This window comes from Streptomyces sp. GMY02 (assembly GCF_019056675.1).
In the GTDB taxonomy this organism is placed as follows: Bacteria; Actinomycetota; Actinomycetes; order Streptomycetales; family Streptomycetaceae; genus Streptomyces; species Streptomyces odonnellii.
Genome location: NZ_CP077658.1, coordinates 6,714,831 through 6,736,686, shown reverse-complemented (window position 1 = coordinate 6,736,686; position 21,856 = coordinate 6,714,831). Strand labels below are relative to the sequence as shown.

The window sequence follows — 21,856 nt, the reverse complement described above, 5'->3', positions numbered from 1 at the left end:
CACCGGGGCACCACCACGTCCGGAGCCGGGCGTTCCCGGGGAGGACCGCGGAATCCGGCGGGAAGGGGGCCGCGGGAAAAAGGGGAGGCGGTCCGGCGCGGGACGCGCATACCGTGCCGCCCCATGACTGTGATCGTCCGTGATTTCCGTACCGAGGACGCCGGGGCCGTGGTCCGGCTGCGCCGGATCTGCACGCCCTATGTGGTGATGACCGAGGAGTCCGTCCTCTTCGAGGTGGCGCATGCCAACCCGGCGAGGAAGTTCCGGCTGCTGGTGGCGGAGGAGGACGGCGAGCTGATCGGCTCGGCGCATGTCGGCGTCGCGTACGACAGCACCGACCCCGGGCAGTCGTCCGTCACTCCACAGGTCCATCCGGAGCGGCGGGGCCGGGGCGCGGGCTCGCTGCTGCTCCGTACGGCCGAGGAGCATCTCGCGGTCGAGGGCGCGACCAGTGTCTACTCCTGGGTCCTGGACGAACCGGCGAGCCTGGACTTCGCCGAGCACCACGGCTACCGGGCGACACGCCCCGCGCACTTCCAGCGGCTCGATCTGGCCGGGGCCGTACTCCCGGAGCCGCCGCCGCTGCCGCCGGGGTTCGAGCTGCGTACGGCCGCGGACTTCGCGGACGATCCGCGACCGCTGTTCGAGGCGGACGCGGAGGCGACGTCCGACGAACCGAGCGACATCGGCACGGACTTCGACGACTACGAGGACTGGCTGGGCCATACCTGGAACAACCCTTGTCTGGATCGCGAGTTGACGACCGTGGTGGTGGCCGGCGGCCGCGTCGTGGCGTACACCCTGGCCCATACGGACGGCCGCACCCGCTATATGTCCGGCATGACCGGCACCCTGCGCGCGTTCCGCGGCCGGGGCCTGGCGAAGCACGCGAAGACGGCCTCCCTCCACCGCGCCCGCGCGGCGGGCCGTACGGACGCGTACACCACCAATGACGCGGAGAACGGCCCGATGCTGGCGATCAACAAGTGGTTCGGGTACGAGCTCTTCGCGAGGGAAGTACGCCACGTCCGCGCCCTGGCGTGACGCAGAGACCCGCGACCGTACAGCCCCCGCGACGGCACGGCCTCACCGGTCCCGTCCGGCACCGGTCCGTCCTCAGCCGCCGGACGGGCCGGGGTGGCCCGTGGCGGGCGAGGGGACCGACCGGTCGAGGGTGGCTGTCAGGGCGTAGCGCTCGTCGTCGACGGGGCGGCCCCAGAGGGCGGGGTCCGTCGAGAGGGGCTCGTGGTGGACGCCGTCGGTGAGGGGCGCCAGGGCGGTTATGAGGCGGGTCGCCGGGAGGCCCGTACCGGACCAGACGCCCTCGATCAGGACCAGCCGGCCGCCCGGGCGCAGCAGCGACACCCAGTGGCGCAGCACCCGTTCGGGGTCGGGCAGTGTCCACAGCACATGGCGGGCCAGCACCACGTCGACACTCCGCTCCCCCACCGGCGGCCGGGCCGCGTCACCCAGCAGGACCTCGGCGTCCGTCCCCGCGAGTTTCCTGACGGCCAGGGCGGCCATGCGGGGCGACAGGTCGACCGCCGTCACCCGGTGGCCCTGTTCGGCTGCGAGCAGGGCCAGGCTTCCCGTACCGCAGCCGAGGTCCAGCACACGCGACGGGGCGGCCGGGAGCCAGGCCGTCAGTCGGGCGGACCAGGCCGCGCGGACGGCGGGGTCCAGCAGGCCGTGGTCGGGTTCCTGGTCGAACGAGTCGGCGAGGGAGTCCCAGGCTGTCGAAGTCATGGTCCGATCGTGGCACGCGGCACTGACAACGACCGTGCGAGCCGGGTGCCCCGCCCTCATGGGGAAGGGCGGCGCACCCGGCTCGGGCCATGAGGCCGGACTGGAGCTACACCGAGGCGGTACGGTTCCGGCGCGCGGCGATCAGCTTCCGGATGCCCGGCCAGATCAGCAGCAGGACGATCACCGCGTAGACCGCCACCGAGAACGGCGTGTTGACCAGGCCGGTCACGCTGCCGTCGCTGATCTGGAGTGCGCGGCGGAGCTGTTGTTCGGCGGCCGGGCCCAGGATGACGCCGATCACGGCCGGCAGCACCGGCAGCCCGTACCGCCGCATCCCGAACCCGATCAGACCGATGACCAGCAGGATCACCAGGTCCAGCGCCTCCCCGCCGACCGCGTACGCGCCGACGGCCGCGAAGAAGAGGATCCCCGCGTAGAGATAGGGCCGCGGGACCCGCAGCAGCTTCGCCCAGACCGGCGCCAGCGGCAGGTTGAGCGCGAGGAGCAGCAGCATGCCGACGAAGAGCGAGGCGATCAGGCCCCAGACCAGCTCGGGTTCACGCTCGAAGAGCAGCGGCCCCGGCTGGATGCCGTACTGCTGGAACGCGGCCAGCATCACCGCGGCGACGGCCGTCGTGGGCAGCCCGAGCGTCAGCATCGACACCAGCGTGCCCGCCGCCGAGGCGGACGCGGCCGACTCGGGCCCCGCCACCCCCTCGATGGCGCCCTTTCCGAACTCGTCCTTGTGCTTGGAGAGCCGCTTCTCGGTGACGTACGAGAGGAAGGTGGGGATCTCCGCGCCGCCCGCCGGGATCGCGCCGAACGGGAAGCCGATGAGCGGCCCGCGCAGCCACGGCAGCCAGGTGCGCCGGATGTCCTTCCTGCCCAGCCACGGGCGGCCCACCGGGATCGCCTCGCCGGTGGAGCGGCGCAGATGGGCGGCGACCCAGAGGGCCTCGCCGATCGCGAAGAGCCCGACCGCGACGATCACCACATCGATGCCGTCGGCGAGTTGGAGCGAACCGAAGGTGAGCCGCTGCTGGCCGGTCATCTGGTCCAGTCCGACGAGACCGAGGGTGAGACCGATGAGCAGCGAGGCGAGCCCGCGGATCCGGGACGAGCCGAGGACGGAGGTGACGGCGATGAACGCCAGCACCATGATCGCGAAGTAGTCGGGCGCGCCGATGTCCACGGCGAGCGAGGCGACGGTCGGGGCGAGGACCACCAGCAGGATGGTGCCGATCATGCCGCCGGCGAAGTGTCCGCCCGCGGCGGCGGCCAGCGCCTGCGCGCCACGCCCCGCCTTGGCCATCGGATTGCCTTCGATCGCGGCCACCACCGCCGCGCTCTCGCCGGGGGTGTTGAGCAGGATCGAGGTGGTGGAGCCGCCGAACATCGCGCCGTAGTAGATGCCGGCGAACATGATGAACGCGCCGGTCGGTTCGAGTCCGTACGTCACCGGGAGCAGCAGGGCCACCGCCATCGCGGGGCCGATCCCGGGCAGGACACCGATCGCCGTGCCGAGCAGCACACCGATCGCGGCCCAGAGCAGATTCATCGGCGTGAGCGCCGTGCCGAAGCCGTCCAGGAGGGAGTTGAGGGAGTCCATCGGTTACAGCACCCCCATCAGCGGGCCACCGGGGAGGGGGACACCGAGCAGGTTGTCGAAGACGAAGTAGGTGACGAGGGAGAGGACCGCGGCGATCAGCGGGTCGCGGTCGTAGTGGCGGCTGCCGAGCGCGTACGCCGAGCCCCAGAAGAGCAGGGCGCCCGAGATGGGGAAGCCGAGGGGGCCGATGAGGACGGCGTTGGCGAGGAAGACCCCGGCGAGGAGCAGGACCGTACGCCAGTCGCTGGGCTCGCTGAGGTCGATGTCCTCGCCGCCCTCCGCCTCGCCGCGCCCGCCGCGCAGGACGTCGAGGGTGAGCAGGACGGCGACGACGAGCAGGCCGGCGCCGACGACGAGCGGTACGGTCCTGGGGCCGACGGGGCCGCGCTGGGTGATGTCGACGCTCATGGTGAGGGCGTCGGTGAGGACGAGGATGCCGAGGGCGAGCAGCAGCAGGCTGACGCCGAGTTCGGAGTGCTCGCGCAGCCAGGACCGGCGGGGTCCGGGCTCCGGTGTCCCCGCCGCCGTCCGGGCGGTGGCCGGCGTTTCTGTCTCCGCGTTCACAGTCCCAGCTCCTTCAGGACGGAGCCCACGCGCTGGTCCTCCTCGGCGAGGAAGTCCCCGAACTTCTCGCCGGGCAGGTACGCGTCGGTCCAGCCGTTCTTCTTGAGGGACTCCCGCCACTGGGACGAGTCGTGCAACTCGTCGAAGAAGGCCAGGAGTTTGGTGCGCTCGGCGTCGGAGAGGCCGGGCGGTGCGACGATGCCGCGCCAGTTGGTGAAGTCGGTGTCGAGACCGGACTCGCGGAGGGTGGGGGCGTCCAGGCCGGGTATCCGCTCGGGTGCGGTGACCGCGAGGAGCCGCAGTTCACCGGCCTCGATCTGGTCGCGGTACTCGCCGAGGCCGGAGACCCCGAAGGCGACCTTCTCGCCGAGGATGGAGGCGAGGAGTTCGCCGCCGCCGTCGAACGGGACGTAGTTGACGGTCTTCGGCGCGATCCCGGCGGCCTCCGCCATCAGCATGGGGGCGAGATGGTCGGGCCCGCCGGGCGAGGAGCCGCCGCCGACCGGCACCTTGGCGGGATCGGCCCGCCAGGCCTCGATCAGATCGCCGATGGTCTTGTACGGGGAGTTCTTGCCGACGACGACGATGTCGGACTCCTCCGTGATCCGGGCGATCGGGGTGGCGTCGGCGAGGGTCTTGGGTGCCTTGTTGGTGTGGACGGCACCGACCACACCGAGGCCCATCGACATGGCGAGCTTGCCGTTGCCGTGCTCACCGACGAGCCGGGCGAGACCGACGGTGCCGCCCGCGCCGGGCAGGTTGAACACCTCGATGTTGTGGGTGAGTTCCGCGTCCTCGGCGTTCTTGGCCAGGGTGCGGGCCGTGATGTCGTACCCGCCGCCGGGGGTGTTGGGGACCATGAAGCGCAGGCCGGGGATCTGCGTACCGGTGTCGGCGCCACTGCCCGAGGTGAGCAACGGCGGCCCCACCAGCACCAGCAGCGCCGACCCGAGCAGGGCCAGAGGGGTGCGCAATCGCACGTCTGCCGCCTTTCGGAAAGCTTGTGAAGTGGGCCACATGTTGCCTGTGCGTTAACAAGCTGTCTCGCTTCCGGAATCAACGGACGTTGTGGTCATTGCGGTCGCGGCTTAGCGTGTCGCCGTGACGAAAGTGCTGGTGGTGGACGACGACTTCATGGTCGCCAAGCTGCACAGCCGCTATGTGTCCGCGATGGACGGGTTTACGGTCGTCGGGGTGGCGCACAGCGGCGCCGAGGCGCTGCGCGCTGCCGAGCGGCTGGCGCCCGATCTGGTGCTGCTCGACATCTATCTGCCCGATATGGACGGGATCGCGGTGCTGCGCGAGCTGCGGGCGGCGGAGGGGCGGGACCGGGGCCGTACCGCCGTCGACGCGCTGTTCATCACGGCGGCGCGGGACGCGGGGGTGATCCGGGCGGCGCTGCGCGCGGGCGCGCTGCACTATCTGATCAAGCCCTTCAGCCAGACGGCGCTCCAGGAGCAGTTGCGGCACATCGCGTCCCTGCGGACGCGCCTCGCCGGGCTGGGCGAGGCGCGCCAGGAGGACGTCGACCGTATCTTCGGTACGCGCCCGCCGGGCAGCCGTGGTCTGCCCAAGGGGCTGGCCGCGCACACCGCCGATCTGGTGGAGGGCATTCTGCGCGAGCACAAGGACGGACTGTCGGCGACGGAGTGCGCGGACGCGGGGGCGCTGTCCCGGGTGAGCGCCCGGCGCTATCTGGAGTACTTCGCGGAAACGGGCCGGGCGGAGATCTCCCTCCGTTACGGCGGCACGGGCCGCCCGGAACGCCGCTACCGCTGGACGGGCTGAGCGCCCCGTCCTCAATCGCCGGACGGGCTTGTTTCCGGCCTGCGGCCGGGCTTGATCAGCCCGTCCGGCGCTTGAGGACACAGCACAGCCAGCCCGTCCGGCGCTTGAGGACACAGCACAGCCAGCCCGTCCGGCGCTTGAGGACAAACCGGCAGCCGGGTCAGGCCCTCCCCGATCAGGCCGTACGACCGGGCGGTCTCGTGCCAGTGATCACCGTGGCGTACAGCTCCTCGGAGCGGGACACGTCCGGGGTGAGGCCGGCGGCCGCGAGCGTCTCCACCGCCAGGGCCGCCTGCCGCTCGCTCGTCTCGACCAGCAGCGAGCCCCCCGGCGCCAGCCAGCCGGGCGCCTCCGCCGCCACCCGGCGCAGGACGTCGAGCCCGTCCGCGCCCCCGTCGAGCGCCACTCGCGCCTCGTGTATGCGGGCCTCCGGGGGCAGCAGTCCGACCTCCTCGGTCGGTACGTACGGGACGTTGGCGAGCAGGACGTCCACCCGGCCCCGCAGCGCGGCGGGCAGCGGCTCGTACAGATCGCCCTCGTACACCCGGCCTCCGGCGGCGGCGACATTGCGCCGGGCGCAGCGCACCGCAGCCGGGTCAATGTCGGCGGCGTACAGCTCGGCCCGGCCCAGGGTCGCGGCCAGCGCCGCGCCCAGCGCGCCGGAGCCACAGCACAGATCGAGCACGACGGCGCCCGGCCGGGCGAGCGCGGCGGCCCGGCGGACCAGGAACTCGGTACGGCGGCGGGGCACGAAGACCCCGGCGTCCACGGCGATCCGCAGACCGCTGAACTCCGCCCAGCCGAGGACGTGTTCAAGGGGCAGACCAGCCACCCGCCGGTCCACCATCGCGGTCAGTTCGGCCGCGGAACGGGCGGTGGAGACGAGCAGACACGCCTCGTCCTCGGCGAAGACACAGCCGGCGGCGCGGAGCCTGGCGACCACGGCGGACGGAACGGGAGCCGAGAGGGGCGACGAGGGAGACGAGAGGCACGACCCAGACGAGGGAGTCGAGGGAGACGAAGGAGTCGACGCGGAAGCTGACATGGGGAGCCTTTCGGAATGCCGATGGGCACTCCCGGCGGTCACCTATGCCTGATGGACCGCACGGCCGAGAAGGGGGAGCGCCCGACCTGATACAGCGGTGATGGGTCTCGCCTCCTTCGATGGGTCCGTGCACAGCTCACTGCTGGCGACGGCCACCCTACCCGAGCCCGCCCGGCGGCGGTCAACGCCCGCAGCGCTTTCCGACCCCGCTTCCAGGCGCCCTCAGGTGCCTTCCTGAGCCGACTCTTAGGCTTGCCTTAACGGCGCCATAAGGATTGCCCGTACCCCGTCCGAGCAGCGGATTCCGGGGTTCCGAGCGGCTAGCTTGCTGATCGCCGGGGCGGCGTTCGACGGGGAGGTCGTCCGCCGCCCCGGCGGATTCCGCCCGTGCCGCTCCTAAGGAGAACCTGCTCATGACCGCTCGCCGTACGGCCGCCGGGATCGTCGCCCTCGGTCTCGTTCCGCTCGCGTCGGCCGGGCTCACCGCCACACCGGCCGCCGCTCACGGATCGCTGACGGATCCGGTCAGCCGGGTGGCCGCCTGTTATGCCGAGGGGCCGGAGAGCCCGCGGTCGGCGGCGTGCAAGGCGGCGGTCGCGGCGGGCGGTACGCAGGCGCTGTACGACTGGAACGAGGTCAACATCCCCAACGCGGCCGGGAACCACAAGCAGTTGATCCCGGACGGAAAGCTGTGCAGCGCGGGCCGGGACAAGTACAAGGGGCTCGATCTGGCGCGCGGCGACTGGCCCTCGTCCCCGATGACCGCGGGCAACAGGACCTTCCGCTACAAGGCCACCGCTCCGCACAAGGGTTCCTTCGAGCTGTATCTCACCAAGAACGGCTACGACCCGGCCAAGCCGCTGAGGTGGTCGGATCTGGAGCCGAAGCCCTTCCTCAAGGTCACGGACCCGAAGCTGGAGAACGGCGCGTACGTCTTCGGCGGGATCGTGCCGAACAAGTCGGGCCGCCATCTCATCTACTCGATCTGGCAGCGCTCGGACAGTCCCGAGGCGTTCTACACCTGCTCGGACGTGGTGTTCGGGGCGGACAACGGCGGTGCGGGCGGCGGCGCTCCGGCGGTCCCCGCCCCGACGGCCTCGGCGCCCACCGACCAGGAGATCGCGGCGGGCGCGGGCAAGTCCACGGTCGAACACAACGGTCACGGTGACACCGGCGAACACACCGAAGCCACCGACACCACCGACAGCGCCGCCACCCCTGGCGCCGCTGACAACACCGACACCGACAGCTATGGCGACGACACCGCCACCGGCACTCCCGAGGCGCAGCCCGCCGCCGCGTCGGCCGGTGCTCCGGCGGCACAGTCCGGCGGTGGGCAGCCCGCGGACGTCCAGTCCGCCGCTCAGTCCGCCGAAGGGCAGCAGAACCTCGCCGAGACCGGCGGCTCCGGAGTCACCCCGTATCTCGCGATCGGCGGTACGGCGACCCTCGCCATCGGCGCCGCGGTCCTGTTCGCCTCGGCCAGGCGCAGGGCCGTACCGTCCGCCAGGCACGGCCGCTGACCTCGGGCCCCTGGCCTCCGCCCCCCGCGGGCTCAAAGCGTCTTCCGCTCCCGGGCACACCCACCCCCGGGAGCGGAAGACCCCCCGTCAGTCGAACACCGACGCGCAGGTGGTCGGTGTCGCCCGCGCCGGGTCGAGCGCGTTGGCCACCTCGTGGAAGGCGACCCGGTCGATCAGCCCGATCGCCGCGTGCTCGGAGAAGTCCACCGGGCACAGGTCCTGGAGCAGCACATTGCGCACATCGGGACCGGACAGGAACTGTGTCCGGTACGGGGTGACCACCTCGTCGTACCGCGTGGCGATCACGGTGTAGCGCACCCCCGGCACCGTGTCCCCGCCCGCGTTGAGCCGGGTGAGAAAGGGCGACCCGGCCACCTGGTCGGCGAGCGCGGGCGTCTTCTCGGTCAGCAGGTCCTCGATACCGGGGAAGTACCGCAGCAGCCCGGTCAGCCCGAGCAGGGTGGTGCCGTGATTGCTGGGGGCGATGCCGACCAGCGCGTTCACCTTCGCCGCGCCCCCGAGGAACTTCAGATAGTGACGCGGCATCATGCCGCCCTGCGAGTGCCCGACGATATCGACCTCCGCGGCGCCGGTGGCCGCGAGCACCTTGTCGACATAGGCGGCGAGTTGCCCGGCCGAGGCGTCGATGGGGCCCAGCCCGTAGAACAGCGGTACGCCGGGGAGCTGCCCGTGGTCGAGCGAGAAGACGCAGTAGCCCCGGTCCACCAGATACGGGGCGAGCCCGAGCCAGTTGTCGATGGAGTTCGCGAAGGTCCCGTGGACAAGGACGACCGGCCGGGGATGGGCGGCGGAAGGCTTGCAGGAGTAGTCGTTCCACCCACGGCTCGAAGCAGCGGCGAACGCGGATGTGGAAGCGGATGTGGGGGCGGGAGCGGGGGTGTCGGCAGCGGCGGCCGGGGCGACCAGAAGCGTGGTGGCCAGCAGCAGCGCGCCCAGAGATCCGAGCGCGCGTTTCCAGGGCAGCATCGTGCGATCTCCTTGCGGCTCAAGGGAAATGGCGATGTCTGTCAGCCCTGTGGCCCGGACCACAAAGATGGTGGCACTGCCAAAAGTTACGCACGAGTAGGCCGAAAAAGGGAAGTTACGCGTCAGTAAAAAATGCGCGGTGCTCCCCGTGGGCCCGCAGGGTACGGGCGTTCCGCTACGCGGCCAGCGGACCCGGCACGATCACCCCCGGACCGAACTTCGCGCGGGCCAGATCCGTGACCGCCTCGATCCGCCGGGCCCGGTCGTCCACCGGGTCCAACGAGAGCTGGCGGGTGGCGTGTCCGGAGGGGAGCAGGGCCTCCGCCCGTACGGAGAGGGCCCGCACCCGGGCCCGTTGCAGACCGAGCGACTCGTGCGTCCGGTAGACGGTGGCGGTGAGGGACGGGGAGTGGGCGGTCGGTTCGGGGAGGGTGCGGGTGCGGGTGGTGGCGGAGTGGTCCGCGTACCGGACGGTGAGGGTCAGGGAGCGGCACACCTGGGCCGTGTCGCGCAGCCGGGCGCCCAGCTCCTCGGTGATCGAGAGCAGCGCGCGCCGGTGCAGTGTCCGGTCCAGCTCGTCGCGGGGAAAGGTCCGTTCGGCGGTGAGGGAGCGTGCGGCGGCGTTCGGGGCGACCCTTGTACGGTCCACGCCGTGCGCCTTCTCGTACAGTTCGCGCCCGGCGCGCACCCCGGCGACCCGCTGGAGCGTCGACAGCGGTACGGCGGCGGCCCCGCCGATGGTGGTGATGCCGTACGAGCGGAGCGCGCGGGCCGTCGCGGCGCCGGTCCCGGGCAGGTCGGTGACCGGTCTGGGGCCCAGGAACCGTTCGACCGCGCGCTTGTCGTCGGCCACCACCAGCGTCGTCCCCGGCTCCGCGTCGCGCGCGGCCATCCGCGCCAGCATCGGGGTGGCGGCCACCCCGATCGCGCACCCGGCCCCGAGATGCGCGAGTGCCCGTACCCGCAGCAGGGTGGCGATCCCGGTGGCGTCCTGCCCGAAGTACCGTTCCGCGCCCCGCACATCGACGAGCGCGGTGTCCGGTGGCAGGGCCTGGGCGACTGGGCTGATGTCCTCGATCAGCCCGAGCAGCCCCGCCAGATCCGGCTCGGCCGAAAGCGTGCGCCCGCGCCGGAGCCGTACGCAGAGGATCATCCCGCGCTCCCCGGGCTGGAGTGCCAGAGCTTCCGTCCGGTGGGCAGGCCCTCGCCGGGCGGCTTGAGGTCGGCCCAGGGGTTCATCGCGTAGCCCGTGGGCAGTTGAATGCGCCGACCCGAGTCGGCCGGGGCGGTGTCCCGGTCCGGCCGCGGCGCGTCCAGCGCGGCGGCGACCGCGTCCAGGCCCCCCTCCCTCCGCAGTTCAACCAGTTCCGCCAGGTCCCAGGCCGCCGCGCCCACCACGCTCAGGCTGCGCGGGCCGCGCCGCTGCACCACTCCCCGTACCAGCAGCAGCCAGGAGTGGAAGACGGTGTGCGCGCACGCCTCCTGGCTGTCGCCGAAGAAGGCCAGGTCGACCAGGCCCGTACCGTCGTCCAGGGTGGTGAAGATGACCCGCTGGCCGGAGCGTACCGGCGGGGTCTGGGTCGCCGCCTTGGCGCCCGCGACCAGGACGGTTCTGCCGTGCGGTACGTCCCGCAGCCGCTTGGCCGACACCGCCCCCAGCTCCTTCAGGAACGCGTAGTGGTCCTCCATCAGATGGCGGGAGACATCCATGCCGAGGACGCCCAGCTCGGCGCTGAGGCGTTCCGTTCCGTCCAGGTCGGGCAGCCCCGCGCCGGCGGTCCGCCGCCCTCCGCCGAGCGGAAGCTGATCGCCGTAGGTGCCGGATCTCCGCTGCGCTCCGTGCAGTTCGGCGAGATGCAGCAGCAGATCGCGCCGGTTGGCGCCGAACCGGTCCAGCGCGCCCACCTGCGCGAGCCGTTCCGCGACGGGCCGGGACGGCCTGGCCCGCTGCCAGAAGTCCAGCAGCGAGGAGTAGGGCTGTCCCGCCTCGATCCTGGCCGTCTCCGCCTCGCTGATGCCATGGACATCGGAGAGCGCCAGCCGGAGCCCCCATTTCCCGCCCCCGGGCTCCCCGTCCTTCAACACCCCGTCCTTGAACGCCCCGTCCTTCAACGTCCCGTCATCGTACACCAGTTCGATCCGGTGAGTGGCCGACGACCGGTTCACATCCAGCGGCAGCACCGGCACCCCGCGCCGCCGCGCGTCCGCGAGCAGCAGCCGCTTGGGGTACATCCCCGGGTCATGGGTGAGCAGCCCGGCGTAGAAGGCGGCCGGATGGTGCGCCTTGAGCCAGGCCGACTGATAGGTCGGTACGGCGAAGGCCACGGCGTGTGCCTTGCAGAAGCCGTACGAGCCGAAGGCCTCGACGATCTCCCAGGTGCGCGCGGTGACTTCGGGGGTGTATCCCCTGCGCCGGGTCTCCTGCTCGAACCAGATCCGGATCCGGCCCTGGGACTCGGGGTCGGAGAGCCCGCGCCGTACCTTGTCCGCCTCCTCCCGGCCGCAGCCGGTCATGATGTCCACCATCCGGATGATCTGCTCATGGAAGACGACCACCCCGTAGGTCTCGCGCAGCGGTTCCTCCAGATCCGGGTGCGGATGACGGACGGGCGCCCGGCCGTGTCTGGCCTCGATGAACGGGCGCACCATGTCGGCCGCCACCGGGCCGGGCCGGAAGAGCGAGATGTCGACCACCAGATCGTGGAAGGTGGCGGGCTGGAGCCTGCCGACCAGATCGCGCTGGCCCGGCGACTCGATCTGGAAGCAGCCCAGGGTCTCGGCGGAGCGGATGAGCCGGTAGGTTGCCGGATCGCCCTCGGGGACCTGCCGCGGATCGTCGATGTCCACCCGCTCCCCGGTGGCCCGTTCGATCTCCGCGACCGCGTGCGCCATCGCCGACTGCATCCGTACGCCCAGCACATCGAGCTTGAGCAGCCCCAGCTTCTCCACATCGTCCTTGTCGAACTGGGACATCGGGAAGTGCTCGCCACTGGTCGGCACCACCGGGGTACGGCGCAGCAGGGAGGCGTCCGAGAGCAGCACCCCGCACGGGTGCATGGCGATCCCGCGCGGCAGCGCGTCCAGCGCCTCCACCAGATCCCAGAGCCGCCCGTACTTCGCACCTTCCCGCTGCTGCTCCCGCGCCAGTTCCCGCAGCTCGGGCAGCTCGTCCATCGCCGCGCGGGCGTCCCGGGCGCGGATGTGCGGGAAGGACTTGGCGATCCGGTCGATCTCGGCCGGGTCCATGGACAGGGCCGCGCCCACGTCCCGTACGGCATGGCGCACCCGGTAGGTCTCGGGCATGGCGACGGCCGCGACCCGCTCGGGGCCGAAGCGGTCGAGGATCCCCCGGTAGACCTCCAGCCGCCGGGCCGACTCGACGTCGATGTCGATATCGGGCAGTCCGGACGGGCGCCGCGTGGAGAGGAAACGTTCCATCAGAAGGCCGTGCTCGACCGGATCGGCATGCGCGATCCCCAGCAGATGGTTGACCAGCGACCCCGCGCCCGAGCCGCGCGCGGCGACCCGGACGCCCATTCCCCGTACATCGTCGACGACCTGCGCCACGGTGAGGAAGTACGGGGCGAAGCCCAGCTCCTCGATCGTGCGCAGCTCCGCGTCCATCCTGCTCCAGTACGTCCGGTGGTCGGGACGCCGGTCGTAGCCGCGCCGCACCATCCCGGCGACGCACCGCGAGCGCAGGACCCGTCCGACGGTACGGTGTTCCGCGCCGACCAGCCGGGGCTCGGGGAAGTGCACCGTGCCCAGGCCCAGATCGTCCTCGGGATCGACCAGACAGTCCGCGGCGGTCTCCTCGGTCAGCACCAACAGCCGCTGCGCGGTGGTAGGCCCGAAGCCGGCGGCCTCGGCGACCAGCTCCGCGGTACGGGCCATCGCGCCCGCGTCCTTGAGCCAGCGCTCCCCGCTGTCCAGGCCTCTGCGCGGGTCGATGGGGACCAGTCGGCGGGCCGAGTCGAGGACATCGGCGACCGGGCCCTGACCCGGGTCGGCGTACCGTACGGCGTTGCTGAGCACCGGGCGTACGCCCTGCTCGGCGGCGAAACCGAGGGTACGGGCGGCATGCCGCAGCGAGCCGGGGCCCGTGCCCGTACGCCCGTGGTACACGACTTCGAGCCGGAGCGCGTCGCCGTAGATCTCGCGCCAGGGCGCCAGCAGCCGGGCGGCCCGGTCGGGACGGCCGGCCGCGAGGGCCCGGCCGGTCTCGGAGCCGGGTCCGAGCAGCGCGGTGAGATCCGCGCCGTGGTTGTCCTGCCAGGGCAGCAGCGGACCGGCGTCCCCGGCGGCGTGCGCGGTGGAGACGAGCCGGCAGAGCTGGGCCCAGCCGGCCGCGCCGTTGCGGGCGAGGAAGACCGCGCGGGGCGCGGACTCGTCGATGAAGGCGCCGCCGCGCACGGGGGTGCGCCGGCGCTCGGTGGGGCTCTGTTCCCGCGCCCGCGCGCCTGGCGCCTCGCCCACCGCCAGCTCCGCCCCGAAGAGCGGCCGTATCCCCGCGGCCTCGCAGGCCTCGGCGAAGCGGACCGCGCCCGCGAGGGTGTCGCGGTCGGTCAGGGCAAGGGCGTCCATGCCCCGCTCGGCAGCGCGCTCGGCCAGCCGTTCCGGGTGGGAGGCCCCGTACCGCAGGGAGAACCCGGAGACGGTGTGCAGATGCGTGAACCCGGGCATCGCACCTCCTGGATCATCCGCTTCTCACCTCCCCGTCCCCACCATAGACCAAGTTTCGAACGTTCGTGCGAGAGGATGAACGAGAGGAAGGGCCCGGACCTCTCTCGGTGGTCCGGGCCCTTCCGGTTCTCGCGGGCCCTGCCGCGGCCGGCCCGTCCGGCGGCGCAAGCCGACTGGGCCCGCCGCAGCCGGCCGGCCCAGCCGCGCGGGCGACCGGGAGGTCAGCCGATCTGTGCGCCGAATACGGTGAGCGCCTCCGTCACCGGCTGGAAGAAGGTCACCCCGCCCGAGGAGCAGTCGCCGCTCCCGCCCGAGGTCAGCCCGAGCGCGGTGTCGCCCGCGAAGAGCGAGCCGCCGCTGTCGCCCGGCTCCGCGCAGACCGAGGTCTGGATGAGCCCGTCGACGATGTCGCCGTTGCCGTAGTTCACGGTGGCGTCGAGCCCGGTGACCTGTCCGTCGTGCACCTGGGTGGTGGAGCCGCTGCGGGTCACCTGCTGGCCGACCGTCGCCTCGGCCGCCTGCGTGATCGGCTGGCTGGAGCCGTTGTACAGATTGACCTCGCTCGGGTGCGCGACATCGGCGGTGTACCTGACAAGGCCATAGTCGTCGCCCGGGAAGCTGGACCCCTCGTTGGTCCCGATCTCGTTGCCCTGCGCGTCGGACCAGGTCTGGATGGCCTCGGTGCAGTGCCCGGCGGTCAGGAAGTACGGCGCGCCGTCCTTGACCACGTTGAAGCCGAGCGAGCAGCGCCCGCCGCTGCCCGTGATGGCGTCGCCGCCGGCGACGAAGGGTTTGAACTCCCCTGCCGTCTTCCGGAGTTCGGCCTTGCCGCCGAGCCCTTCCACCACTCCGCTGAGCTGGTCCCAGGCCCCGCCCGTGACCGTCCGGTCGGCCGTGACGACCACCTTGTTGGTCACCGGGTCGAGCGCCCAGGACGTGCCGGGGACGGCCGCCCGGTCCGCGAGGGTCTGCCGGGCGCTCTTCAGCTCGGCCAGCGAGTTCTGGACCAGTCTGGCCCTGCCGCCGGCCTGACGCACGGTCTCCGCCGCCCGCTCGTCGACGACATTCATCACCAGGGCGCGGGACGTGGCGTCGTAGTACGAACCGGCCGCGTCGCCGCCCAGGTCCTCGACGAGGGTGGAAGCGAGATTTCCGGCCGCGACGGCCGTCAGGGACTTGACCGTGAACGTGGGTGTTTCCTCACTGGCGTTCGCAGTCTGGAAGGTCACCGCCGCGACAGCCAGCGCCACCGCGGCACCGCCCGCCATCGTCGCGCGCTTCCTGGATATACGCCGGTGTTTCAATGTCGGCCTCCTGTGGGGGACCGTGCCAGGGGCAAGTGGGGTGCCACGGCACGGAGGATGAGCCGCCCACTATTCCGAGACCGGCCGAGGGCACACAAGGCCGGTTTCAGGCCGGGCGAATGGCGGGTCCGCCCGGGCACGGGTCCGTCGGTGACCCGAGGTCAAAGTGCGCCCGTTCCATTCGCGAACACCCACTGCAACTCCCTTGTCATCAGCGGGTGAGGACTAGTCCTGTCCTGAATCCGACCCCCGGGGGCCATGGATCGGCCTTATACAGGAATGGCCTTATGCAATCGGCCCCGGACCGGGACAATCGGCAGGGACCGGGCTTCTCGCGCAGAGGGCACGCACCTCTCGCGGGGACACCTACGACGAAAGGAGCGGAGGTTGCGACGTCGGGTGCGCGCGGCGGACGGGCGGCATCTGATGGTGGAGCGTCTGGGGGATCCGCGCGGCAGACCGGTATTCCTGCTGCATGGCACACCGGGCAGCAGGCTGGGTCCCGCCCCGCGCGGCATGGTCCTGTACCAGCGGGGGATGCAGCTCATCGCCTACGACCGCCCGGGATACGGGGGTTCGGACCGGCTGGAGGGGCGCAGTGTGGCCGATGTGGCCCAGGACGTGGCGACGATCGCCGACGCCCTCGGGCTGGAGCGGTTCGCCGTCGCGGGCCGCTCGGGCGGCGCCCCGCACGCCCTGGCCTGCGCCGCGCTGATGCCCGACCGGGTGACCAGGACCGCGGCGCTGGTCACCCTCGCCCCGCGGGACGCGGCCGGGCTCGACTGGTTCGAGGGCATGACCGCCTTCAACGTGCTGGAGTACACGACCGCTTCCAGGGATCCGGACGGTATGGCCGCGCGGCTCATCCCGCGCGCGGACGCCATCAGAAGGGACCCGGTGCGGCTGCTGGACGAGCTGCGCGGGGAGCTGACGGACTCCGACCGCATGGTGGTCTCGGACGCCGGGGTCAGAACGATGCTGCTGCGCAACTACCAGGAGGCGCTGCGGGGTTCGGCGTACGGCTGGATCGACGACGCCCTCGCGTTCTGCGGCCCGTGGGGGTTCGACCCGGCCGCCATCAAGGGCCCGGTGCTGCTGTGGCACGGCGAGAAGGACGTCTTCTCGCCGGTCGGCCACTCGCGCTGGCTGGGGGAGCGCATCCCGGGCGCGACGGTCGTCCTGGAACCGACCGCCGCGCACTTCGACGCCCTGCACGCACTCCCCCGTATCCTCACCTGGCTGCTGGAGGACGAACCGGCAGCCGGATGAGAGCCGGAGCTGGAGCCGCACTCACACCGCCAGCGGCTCCAGGTCCCGGTACACCCTGCGGTCGTCCCGCGCGTACCGGGTCAGCGTGTGCTCCTCGCCGAGCAGCCTGGTCAGCTCCTCGACGGTCTCCAGGCGCAGCAGCACCGCCTCGTCCTTGCGCCCCAGCGCCCCCAGCGTCACACACATGTTGGAGGCGACCGCGAGCGTCTCGGGGTGGTGCGCGCCCAGCGTCACCCGCAGCCCCGCCACCGCGCTGCGCTCGGTGACCAGCGCCTCGTCCAGCTCGCCCAGGTCCGCCATGGCGTTGGCGAGGCCGACCGTGCAGAACAGCGTGTACGGATGGTCGTCCCCCAGCACCTCCCGCATGGTCCGCAGAGCGCCCTGGAGCAACTGCTCCGCCAGCTCCGGGGCACCGCATCCCCAGTGGTAGACACCGAGGTTGTTGATCGCGGCGAGGGTGTACGGATGCCGCTCGCCCGGCACCCGCAGATACTGGTCGACGACCTCCTGTGCCAGATCCCTGGCCGCCACCGGCTCGCCCGCCGCGAAGTGGTCGGCCGCCAGGTTCAGATCACAGGCCAGCGAGTCCGGGTTGGACTCGGAGCCGTACTTGGCCCGGTAGCGGTTGCGGGTGGCCGTGGTCAGCCGCCGCGCGTCCTCCAGCCGGTCGGCCCTGCGCAGCGACACGGCGAGGCTCTTGGCGGCGGCCAGGGTGCCGGGGAAGGCCCGGCCGAGCTGCTCCTTGTAGAGGGCGTACGTCCGGCTGAGCAGCGCGACCGAGTCCTCGTACCGCCCGATCTCACGCAGATCGCGCGCCAGGCTGGTGGCGGAGGAGAGGGTGTACGGATGCTCCGGGCCGTGCACCTCGGTGCGCCGGTCGAAGACGTCCTGGTCCATCTCGCGCGCCTGCGCGTACCGCCCGACCATCCGCAGGTTCAGCGCCCGGTTGTTGGCGGCGGCCAGAGTCCTGGGATGGGAGTCGTGGAAGATCCCGCTGAATCCCTCGTGCGCCTCCTTCGCCAGGTCCAGCGCCTTGGCGTACTCGCCGAGCGTGCCCAGGTCCATGGCGAGTCCGCTGGTGGTCATGTACGTGTGCGGATGGGTCGGCCCCAGGACCGTGCGCTGCCGGGCCAGGGTCTCCTCGTCCAGCTCGCGCGCCTCCACGTAACGGCCCTGCGAGCGGAAGATGTTGGAGAGGTGGAAGCGCAGATACAGATACTGCGGATCGTCGTTGCCGAGCATCTCGCGCCAGCTTTCGCGCAGTTCGTTGGCGACCTCGGAGGCCGCCAGCAGATCGCCGCGCTTCCAGAGGTAGCGCACCCGGTCGATCATCAGCCGGCGGGTCTCCGGCCGCTTGCAGAGGCTGGCCTCGGAGGTGGCGAGATGCGGCCAGATGGTGGCGAACCGGTCCCAGGTGGCAGGGTTGTCGATCGGCTCGTCGCCGTCGGGCCTGGCGCCCGCGAGGATCCGGTGGACCGCGTGCCGGGCGTCGCGCTGCTCCTCCTCGCTGAGCTGCGCCCTGATGATCGCCTGGACCAGCCGGTGCACCTGGATGCTGTTGCCGACCTGGTCCACCTTGGCCAGCGCGAACCGGCCGATCTCCCGGATGACCCGGCCGAGGACAAGGGTCTCCTGGAGCGAGACGTCGTACGGCTTGAGCGCCTCGATCATCTCCTTGCTGTAGAGGAGGTTCGCGGAGATCGGCTCGGGGGCGAAGAAGGCGCAGAGCTGGAGCAGCCGTACGGCCGCGGGCGAGCGGTCCTTGAGCCGCTCGATGGAGATGTTCCAGGTCGCGGCGACCGGTTCCGGATAGCCCACCGGCTGGTTGAGCGCCAGCACGCTGGGGGCCTGCTGGGCGAGCTGGTCCAGATATTCGGCGACGGGGGTCGCGGTCTCCGCGATCCAGGCCGCCGCCTGCTCGACGGCGAGCGGCAGATCACCGACGGCCGTGGCCACCTTGTCGGCGTCCTGGGCGGAGAGCCCGGGCGCCCGCCGCTGGAGGTGCTCGACGGACTCCTCGCGCAGAAAGACGTCGACGGGCAGCGCGTCGCCGTACTGCGACCAGCTCTGGTTGCGCGAGGTGACCAGGACATGCCCGGGGCCGCCCGGCGGGAAGAACCGCTGGAGCTGCTCGGGGTCGTCGGCGTTGTCGAAGACCAGCAGCCAGCGCGACGAGGGCACCCCGCGCCGCAGCAGATCGACGGCCTCCTGGGAGGCGGCGGCCATGTCGTCGCCGCCCTGGGCCCCGAGCCGTACGGCCAGTTCGGCGAGGCCCGCCACCACATCGGCGGTCTGCTCGGCCGAGATCCACCACACCAGGTCGTAGTCGGCCATGAAGCGGTGCACGTACTCCAGCGCCACCTGGGTCTTGCCGATCCCGCCGAGTCCGTACAGGGTCTGCGGCTGCGGCAGCACCACCGCCATTCCGCCGCCGAGCTGGTCGCGCATCCGCTCCAGAACGAGGGAGCGCCCGGTGAAGCCGGGGTTGCGGGCCGGCGCGTTCCAGATCTTGGGCACGGTGCCGGGGAAGCGCGGGCCGGGCGCGACCGCGTCGGTGAGCGGTCCGGGACGCTCCAGCGCGCGCAGCAGCGCGGTGGTGGCGTGCGTCTCGTCCAGCCGGAAGAGGTCGACGGGGTTGCGGTCGATGTACGGGGTGGTGAGCCGCACATCGCCGACCCGCAGCGGCACCAGCCTGCGCCGCGCCCCGCCCGGGTCCTCGGACGCGGCGCGCGACCACACCTCCACGGCCCGCGCGGACTTGAGATAGGCGCTGGAGAGCAGCACGACCGTACGGCCCGCGTTCTCGACGACCGAGTCCTCGGCGGCCGAGGGACCGGCCGAGACATCGCGGGGGACGACCCGGAAGCCGGCCCGGGTGAGCACCGACTCGGTCCAGTCGGCCCACATCCGGTTCTCCGCCACATAGCTGAGGAAGAGATCGGCGGGCTGCGCGGGCCTGCGGCGGGTGAAGGCGTCCCTGACCCGCAGCCGGGTCTCCTCGGCGACCGCGGGCATCGAGGTGATGGCGCCGTCGGTGACATAGGTGGTCAGCCGCTCGAAGGCGGAGAGCAGCGAGTTGCTGAGCCCGGCCTCGTCGCCGAAGGTCGCGAGGGTCTCCTCGTACGCGTAGTAGGGGCGGTACGGAATCTCCACCGCGCCCCAGTAGGCGGTGAGTGCCTCCCCGCTGAGCCCGCCGGGGAACCGGTCGAACTTGAACCGGGCCAGCGCGCGCCCGGCGTCGGCCTTCTCCTTCTCCCCCTCGTCGATCCGCATCGGTACGGGGAAGATCCGGATGCCGCGCCCGCCGTACCGCTCGTCGATCTGGCGGGCCACCGCGGCGGCGCCGTCGATCGACTGGTCGCTGAGGGTGAAGCAGTCGACGAGGACATCGGGGAGATGGACGGTGCAGATGTCGGCGATGTCGCTCAGCCCGGTCCTGCTGTCGATGAGGACGTAGTCGTAGTTCGCCTTCATGTCGTCGCGCAGGGCGTCGAAGAAGTGACCGCCGCCGAGCCGGTCGTAGAAGTTGTCCCAGTCGAAGGTGGAGACGGTCGCGGAGTACTCGCGGTTCTGCCGGCCCGCGGAGACGAAGTCGAGCGTGCCGCCCCCGGGGAACTCCCAGCCCAGACTCTCCGGGGAGAGCGAGACGGCGTGCGGCTGGATACGCGCGTAGTCACGGTGCCAGTCGTCGGGGCGGTCCACCGGGCTGGTCGCGGCCCAGGCGTACTCGGTGATCAGATCGATGACACCGGTGGTCGCGCCGAGGGTGGAGGGGTCGAGGAAGGGGTGGAAGAACCGGTGCAGACCGGGTGCCTCCAGGTCCCAGTCGACGGCGAGGACCCGCCGTCCGTTGGCGGCGAGGATCCATGCCGTGTTGGCCAGGGCCATGGTGCGGCCCGTACCGCCTTTGTACGAGTAGAAGGTGACGATGCGTCCGTCACGACGTTCGGTCATCCGTGTCCTCCGCATCGGGCGCCAGGTCGTGCGTCTCGGGTATGTAGTGCGTCGTGGCGTACTCGGCGGCCATCGGGCCGCGCAGCCGCGGCCGTTCGGTGTGGCTGCCGCCTGCGGGCGGATAGACCGCCGCGTGTCTCAGATACTGCTGGGCCGCGGCCTCGACCACCTGCGGCAGGATCTGGCCGAAGGCCTCCATGCTGGGGACGCCCTTGGCGGCGGCCCGGCAGGCGGCCCGGCCCTGGCCCATCTTCTTGGGCATGGTCCGCTCCAGCTCGCCGCTCAGCTCGGCCTCGGCGGCCCTGCTCTGCTGGTCGTCGCGGTTCCACGGCACGACGACGCTCACCCAGGGCCGGTGTTCGGCGTCGAAGGCGGCGAGCCGCTCGCGCTGTTCCTCGTCGCGCAGCGCCCACCGGTCGACCAGCAGGATCTCCGGCCGGGTGGGCGACTGTTTGCCGCCGTCCTGCGGTACGGGCACCTCGTCGAACGAGATGATGTCGGCCTGGTAGTTGAGGGAGCGCACCAGATCCCGGGCCACATAGGCCAGCGGCCGTACGGAATCGGGGTGATACGGATTCCAGTCCTGCGCCATGCCGCCGTAGTAGTGCGGAGTTCTGCCCGTCGGAAGATCGTGACGGGTGGGCGCGGCCACGGTGACCTGCATCGGGCGCGGTCCGCCGCTCGTGCCGAAAGCGCTGGGCACGTTCCGGTAGTCGACCGGGCGGCCCGGACTGACGGCTGCGGTGTCCGCGACACTGACGATGCGTTTGGCGAGTTCGTAGACGGCCCGTTCGTACTCCTCCGCGAATATCCGGAGTTTGATCAGACCGTAGAGTCCGTCGGTGACATAGCGGTCCCCGAAGTCACGGTGATTGAACTGCAATCGCTCGGCGGGGCCCGGCAGTTGCCGGGGCGGCACCGGCACCCACAGCGCCGGCACGATCGCCTCCGCCGTGCGATTGCTCTTGGCCTGTTCGTAGATGACCCGCTGGGCGAAGGCGAACCACTCCTTGCCGCACATCTCGCTGGCGAAGTAGCGCGGCGAGAACAGCGGCACGAACACCCGGCAGGTGGCCAGCACTTCGGCCAGCCGCTCCGACCAGCCCTCCCCCGAACGCATCTCCCGGTCGATGAACCCCGCCTGTGCCCCGGCCGGCAGATCCGTCATGGCCATCACATGGGCGCACAGATCCCGGAAGAGCCGCTCGACCCACATGTCCGGATCCGGTCCCCCCGCACCGTCCCTCGGCGTATGGGCGTAACTGAGAAAGAAATACGGCCGATGGTCAGCCGCTCGCTGCTGCGATGACGCTTGCACACGACCCCCGTCCTGTGTGAGCACTCACATCCGCGAAACCCGGAAGGTCACGGAGATGAGCGAACC

The 21,856-nt window shown here is 71.6% G+C and carries 14 protein-coding genes and 1 pseudogene; 4 read left to right on the top strand and 11 right to left on the bottom strand.

Annotated features, from left to right (window positions below; translation table 11 throughout):
* Window positions 1-123 precede the first annotated feature (123 nt).
* Window positions 124-1,044: a GNAT family N-acetyltransferase gene (locus KQY30_RS28720; RefSeq protein WP_217309356.1), complete on the top strand. Its 921-nt coding sequence runs from the start codon at window positions 124-126 to the stop codon at window positions 1,042-1,044.
* Between the two features lie 132 nt (window positions 1,045-1,176).
* On the opposite strand, the pseudogene KQY30_RS28715 reads toward KQY30_RS28720, so the two are convergent.
* The 4 genes and pseudogenes from KQY30_RS28715 to KQY30_RS28700 all read right to left on the bottom strand — a co-directional run.
* Window positions 1,177-1,746 (bottom strand): annotated as a pseudogene (locus KQY30_RS28715) (class I SAM-dependent methyltransferase); the annotation flags it as partial.
* Window positions 1,747-1,852: 106 nt separating this feature from the next.
* Complete coding sequence (locus KQY30_RS28710) at window positions 1,853-3,355, bottom strand: tripartite tricarboxylate transporter permease (RefSeq protein ID WP_217309354.1); 1,503 nt, start codon at window positions 3,353-3,355, stop codon at window positions 1,853-1,855.
* 3 nt (window positions 3,356-3,358) lie between these two features.
* A complete protein-coding gene (locus tag KQY30_RS28705; protein ID WP_232788970.1) occupies window positions 3,359-3,841 on the bottom strand; it encodes a tripartite tricarboxylate transporter TctB family protein in 483 nt (160 codons plus the stop codon).
* 74 nt (window positions 3,842-3,915) lie between these two features.
* Entirely contained in the window at window positions 3,916-4,899 is a 984-nt protein-coding gene (locus KQY30_RS28700) for a tripartite tricarboxylate transporter substrate binding protein (protein ID WP_217309350.1), read from the bottom strand.
* Between the two features lie 130 nt (window positions 4,900-5,029).
* Between KQY30_RS28700 and KQY30_RS28695 the strand changes: the two genes are divergently transcribed.
* Window positions 5,030-5,707 carry a response regulator gene (locus KQY30_RS28695; RefSeq protein WP_217311381.1) on the top strand — a complete coding sequence of 226 codons (678 nt, stop codon included), beginning with the start codon at window positions 5,030-5,032 and terminating at the stop codon, window positions 5,705-5,707.
* A 175-nt stretch (window positions 5,708-5,882) separates the two neighbouring features.
* On the opposite strand, the gene KQY30_RS28690 is transcribed toward KQY30_RS28695, so the two are convergent.
* Entirely contained in the window at window positions 5,883-6,752 is an 870-nt protein-coding gene (locus KQY30_RS28690) for a putative protein N(5)-glutamine methyltransferase (RefSeq protein WP_217309348.1), read from the bottom strand.
* Window positions 6,753-7,165: 413 nt separating this feature from the next.
* Here KQY30_RS28690 and KQY30_RS28685 point away from each other — a divergent pair, with 413 nt between their 5' ends.
* Window positions 7,166-8,275 (top strand): lytic polysaccharide monooxygenase, encoded by a 1,110-nt coding sequence (locus KQY30_RS28685; protein ID WP_217309346.1) that lies wholly within the window; start codon window positions 7,166-7,168, stop codon window positions 8,273-8,275.
* 87 nt (window positions 8,276-8,362) lie between these two features.
* Here the strand turns inward: KQY30_RS28685 and KQY30_RS28680 are convergent, their stop codons facing one another.
* The 4 genes from KQY30_RS28680 to KQY30_RS28665 form a co-directional block, all read right to left on the bottom strand.
* Window positions 8,363-9,262 (bottom strand): triacylglycerol lipase, encoded by a 900-nt coding sequence (locus tag KQY30_RS28680; protein ID WP_217309344.1) that lies wholly within the window; start codon window positions 9,260-9,262, stop codon window positions 8,363-8,365.
* A gap of 175 nt (window positions 9,263-9,437) precedes the next feature.
* Window positions 9,438-10,415: a hypothetical protein gene (locus KQY30_RS28675; protein ID WP_217309343.1), complete on the bottom strand. Its 978-nt coding sequence runs from the start codon at window positions 10,413-10,415 to the stop codon at window positions 9,438-9,440.
* Window positions 10,412-13,945, bottom strand: a complete 3,534-nt coding sequence (locus KQY30_RS28670) for a DNA polymerase III subunit alpha (protein ID WP_217309342.1) — start codon at window positions 13,943-13,945, stop codon at window positions 10,412-10,414. Before KQY30_RS28670 ends, KQY30_RS28675 begins: the two co-directional genes overlap by 4 nt.
* A gap of 221 nt (window positions 13,946-14,166) precedes the next feature.
* Window positions 14,167-15,249, bottom strand: coding sequence for a S1 family peptidase (locus KQY30_RS28665; RefSeq protein WP_217309341.1), 1,083 nt, complete (start codon window positions 15,247-15,249; stop codon window positions 14,167-14,169).
* Between the two features lie 387 nt (window positions 15,250-15,636).
* Between KQY30_RS28665 and KQY30_RS28660 the strand changes: the two genes are divergently transcribed.
* The gene (locus tag KQY30_RS28660; protein ID WP_217309340.1) at window positions 15,637-16,518 is read left to right on the top strand and encodes an alpha/beta fold hydrolase; all 882 of its coding nucleotides are present in this window, start codon (window positions 15,637-15,639) and stop codon (window positions 16,516-16,518) included.
* 21 nt (window positions 16,519-16,539) lie between these two features.
* Here the strand turns inward: KQY30_RS28660 and fxsT are convergent, their stop codons facing one another.
* Window positions 16,540-20,472: an FxSxx-COOH system tetratricopeptide repeat protein gene (gene fxsT / locus KQY30_RS28655; RefSeq protein WP_217309339.1), complete on the bottom strand. Its 3,933-nt coding sequence runs from the start codon at window positions 20,470-20,472 to the stop codon at window positions 16,540-16,542.
* On the bottom strand, window positions 20,456-21,814 hold the full coding sequence (gene fsxC, locus KQY30_RS28650) for an FxsC protein (RefSeq protein WP_217309338.1): 1,359 nt from the start codon (window positions 21,812-21,814) through the stop codon (window positions 20,456-20,458). The genes fxsT and fsxC overlap by 17 nt, the downstream gene beginning before the upstream one ends.
* Window positions 21,815-21,856 lie beyond the last annotated feature (42 nt).

What these genes read in the sequence shown, in the direction of transcription:
- KQY30_RS28720 (WP_217309356.1), top strand. Translation starts at nt 124, where the DNA reads ATGACTGTGATCGTCCGTGATTTCCGTACCGAGGACGCCGGGGCCGTG.
- KQY30_RS28710 (WP_217309354.1), bottom strand. Translation starts at nt 3,355, where the DNA reads ATGGACTCCCTCAACTCCCTCCTGGACGGCTTCGGCACGGCGCTCACG.
- KQY30_RS28690 (WP_217309348.1), bottom strand. Translation starts at nt 6,752, where the DNA reads ATGTCAGCTTCCGCGTCGACTCCTTCGTCTCCCTCGACTCCCTCGTCT.
- KQY30_RS28685 (WP_217309346.1), top strand. Translation starts at nt 7,166, where the DNA reads ATGACCGCTCGCCGTACGGCCGCCGGGATCGTCGCCCTCGGTCTCGTT.
- KQY30_RS28680 (WP_217309344.1), bottom strand. Translation starts at nt 9,262, where the DNA reads ATGCTGCCCTGGAAACGCGCGCTCGGATCTCTGGGCGCGCTGCTGCTG.
- KQY30_RS28675 (WP_217309343.1), bottom strand. Translation starts at nt 10,415, where the DNA reads ATGATCCTCTGCGTACGGCTCCGGCGCGGGCGCACGCTTTCGGCCGAG.
- KQY30_RS28670 (WP_217309342.1), bottom strand. Translation starts at nt 13,945, where the DNA reads ATGCCCGGGTTCACGCATCTGCACACCGTCTCCGGGTTCTCCCTGCGG.
- fxsT (WP_217309339.1), bottom strand. Translation starts at nt 20,472, where the DNA reads ATGACCGAACGTCGTGACGGACGCATCGTCACCTTCTACTCGTACAAA.